The 2641-nt window shown below is 69.3% G+C and carries 4 protein-coding genes; 2 read left to right on the top strand and 2 right to left on the bottom strand.

The genetic code is table 11. The features are described 5' to 3' along the window. Both ACIY1X_RS25890 and ACIY1X_RS25895 read right to left on the bottom strand, forming a co-directional pair. Nucleotides 1-566 (bottom strand): tripartite tricarboxylate transporter permease (locus ACIY1X_RS25890; protein ID WP_399686411.1); only part of this gene is annotated, 566 nt, incomplete at its 3' end. Nucleotides 567-581: 15 nt separating this feature from the next. Continuing rightward, a complete protein-coding gene (locus ACIY1X_RS25895) occupies nucleotides 582-1070 on the bottom strand; it encodes a tripartite tricarboxylate transporter TctB family protein (RefSeq protein ID WP_399686413.1) in 489 nt (162 codons plus the stop codon). 319 nt (nucleotides 1071-1389) lie between these two features. Here ACIY1X_RS25895 and ACIY1X_RS25900 point away from each other — a divergent pair, with 319 nt between their 5' ends. Then, on the top strand, nucleotides 1390-2382 hold the full coding sequence (locus tag ACIY1X_RS25900; protein ID WP_038211267.1) for a tripartite tricarboxylate transporter substrate binding protein: 993 nt from the start codon (nucleotides 1390-1392) through the stop codon (nucleotides 2380-2382). A 95-nt stretch (nucleotides 2383-2477) separates the two neighbouring features. Further along, on the top strand, nucleotides 2478-2641 hold a 164-nt coding region (locus ACIY1X_RS25905; protein WP_399686416.1), incomplete at its 3' end, for a YdcH family protein.

The raw sequence follows: 2641 nt of genomic DNA on the forward strand, positions 1-2641 counted from the left end.
TTGACGTCGGTGCCCACCAGGCCCAGCAGCAGGCCCAGCACCACCATCGCGATCGCCTTGAGCAGCGAGCCGGAGGCCAGCACCACGGCGCCGATCAGGCCCAGCACCATCAGGCTGAAGTATTCGGCGGGGCCGAACTTGAAGGCCAGCTCGGTCAGCGGCGGCGCGAAGGCGGCCAGGATGATGGTGCCCACGCAGCCGGCGAAGAAGGAGCCCAGGCCCGCCGCGGCCAGCGCCGGCCCGGCCCGGCCCTGCCTGGCCATCTGGTAGCCGTCGATGCAGGTCACCACCGAGGACGACTCGCCCGGCAGGTTGACCAGGATGGCGGTGGTGGAGCCGCCGTACTGCGCGCCGTAGTAGATGCCGGCGAGCATGATCAGGGCCGACACCGGCGGCAGCGCGTAGGTGGCCGGCAGCAGCATGGCGATGGTGGCCACCGGGCCGATGCCGGGCAGCACGCCGATCAGCGTGCCCAGGATGCAGCCGATCAGGCAATACAGCAGGTTGACCCACGAGACGGCGACGCCGAAGCCCGTGGCGAGGTTCTGGAAGAGATGGAAATCCATGGTCCGCTTTCTTCTTCAGCCGGAAATGAAGGTCGGCCAGACCTGGATCTGCAGCTTCAGCAGCAGGATGAAGGCCACGTAGCTGCCCACCGCCAGCACCACCGCCAGCAGCACCGAGTCGCGCAGCCGGAACTGGCTGCCCGCCATGCTCGCGACGATGGTCAGCGCGAAGATGGCGATGATCATTCCCATCGCCGGCAGCCCGATGCTGGGCAGCCCGCCCAGCAGCACGCCGAACAGCAGGTTGGCGCCGAGCACGAAGCCGAGCGGCTTCCAGGCCCAGCGGGCGATCCGGCCGCCGTCGGGCGTTTCCACCACCAGCGACCGGAACACGATCGCCGCGCCCAGCAGCGCCAGCAGGATGCCGAGCATCAGCGGGAAGTAGCCGGGCCCCATGCGGGCCCCGTCGCCGATGGTGTAGTTCGTCGAGCCGATGGCGAACACGCCGCCGATCACCATGAACATCACACCCGAGAAAAAGTCAGCCTGGCTCTTGATCGCCATAAGTCTCCACCTTGGTTGTCGAGGCGGCGAGGGTCGTGCGGCGAGGCTGACCCGTGGCTGACCGGACGCTACGGAATAGTGCGTACGATGGGTGAGGAAAACGGGCTTGCGTTCAATGAGGATGGCGCTTGTTCGCTATTGAAAAAAAGTAGCGACCTTCGGCCAGCGGCGGGCCGGCCTTCTGCCCTCGGCAAGCCACCCCTCGCGAGCCGGAAAACCCTGCGCGCGGCCGCTTGGGCACACTGGCGCCCCCGGCGCCGCGACGACGGCCCGCCCACCGCCCGCGCCCCCTGCGGAGACAGAGACACACGAGGACCCCATGCACAACGACATCCCACGCCGCGCCCTGCTGCGCGCCCTGCCGGCCCTGGCCCTGGGCGCCGCCGCCGGCCCCGCCCTCGCGCAGGCCGCCTGGCCTGCCAAGCCCATCCGCCTGATCGTGCCCTTCCCGCCCGGCGGCGGCACCGACATCCTCTCGCGCCTGATCGCCACCCAGCTCACCGAGGTGACGCGCTGGACGGTGGTGCCCGACAACCGCGGCGGCGCCGGCGGCACCATCGGCATCGCCGAGGCGGCGCGCGCCCAGCCCACGGGCTACGACATCGTCATGGGGCAGAAGGACAACATGGTCGTCGCCCCGTGGCTGTACAAGAAGCTCAGCTACGACCCGGTCAAGGACTTCGCCGCCGTGGCCCACGTGGCCTACACGCCGGTGGTCATCGTCACCCGCACCGAGTCGAAGTTCCAGTCGCTCAAGGACGTGGTCGAGGCCGCGCGCAAGGCGCCGGATGCCGTCACCTTCGGCTCGCCGGGCAACGGCACCACCATCCACCTGGCCGGCGAGATCTTCAAGAGCGCCGCGCAGGTGCAGATCCGCCACGTGCCCTACAAGGGCAGCAACGCGGCCATGATGGACGTGCTGGCCGGCAACGTGGACCTGATGGTGTCCTCGCTGCCCTCGGCCATCGGGCAGCTCAAGGCCGGCAAGCTGCGCCCGCTGGCCGTCACCTCCGCGCGGCGCAGCACCTCGCTGCCCGACGTGCCGACGGTGGCCGAGCTGGGCTACGGAAAGGACTTCGACGTCAGCACCTGGTACGGCCTGTTCGCGCCCGCCGGCACGCCGAAGGAGGTGGTGACCCGGCTCAACGCCGAGGTCAACAAGCTGCTGGCCCGCGCCGACGTGCAGGCCGCCATCCACGCGCAGGGCGCCGAGTTCCAGGCCATGACGCCGGCGCAGTTCGCCGACCTGCTCGCCGCCGACTACCTGAAGTGGAAGGACATCGTGAAGGCCTCGGGCGCCACCATCGAGTGAAGGGCCGGGCCGTGAGGTCCGGCGCCCGGGGGGCGCTACAGTGGGGTGGCGGCCGGGATGGGCCCGGCCGCGCCATCGAAGGAGGCTGTGCGCTCATGTTTCCCGAATACCGCGACCTGATCACCCGGCTCAAGGCCAGCGACCCGCACTTCCTGCGGCTGTTCGACAAGCACAACGACCTGGACCAGAAGATCAAGAACATGGAGTCCTTCGCCGAGCCCTCGACGCCCATGCAGATCGAGACGATGAAGAAGCAGAA

It is taken from the genome of Xenophilus sp., from assembly GCF_044462705.1.
Lineage (GTDB): Bacteria > Pseudomonadota > Gammaproteobacteria > Burkholderiales > Burkholderiaceae_C > Xenophilus > Xenophilus azovorans.

Bases quoted from the DNA above. Each gene is read 5' to 3' on its own strand.
- ACIY1X_RS25895 (WP_399686413.1), bottom strand. From the start codon at position 1,070: ATGGCGATCAAGAGCCAGGCTGACTTTTTCTCGGGTGTGATGTTCATG.
- ACIY1X_RS25900 (WP_038211267.1), top strand. From the start codon at position 1,390: ATGCACAACGACATCCCACGCCGCGCCCTGCTGCGCGCCCTGCCGGCC.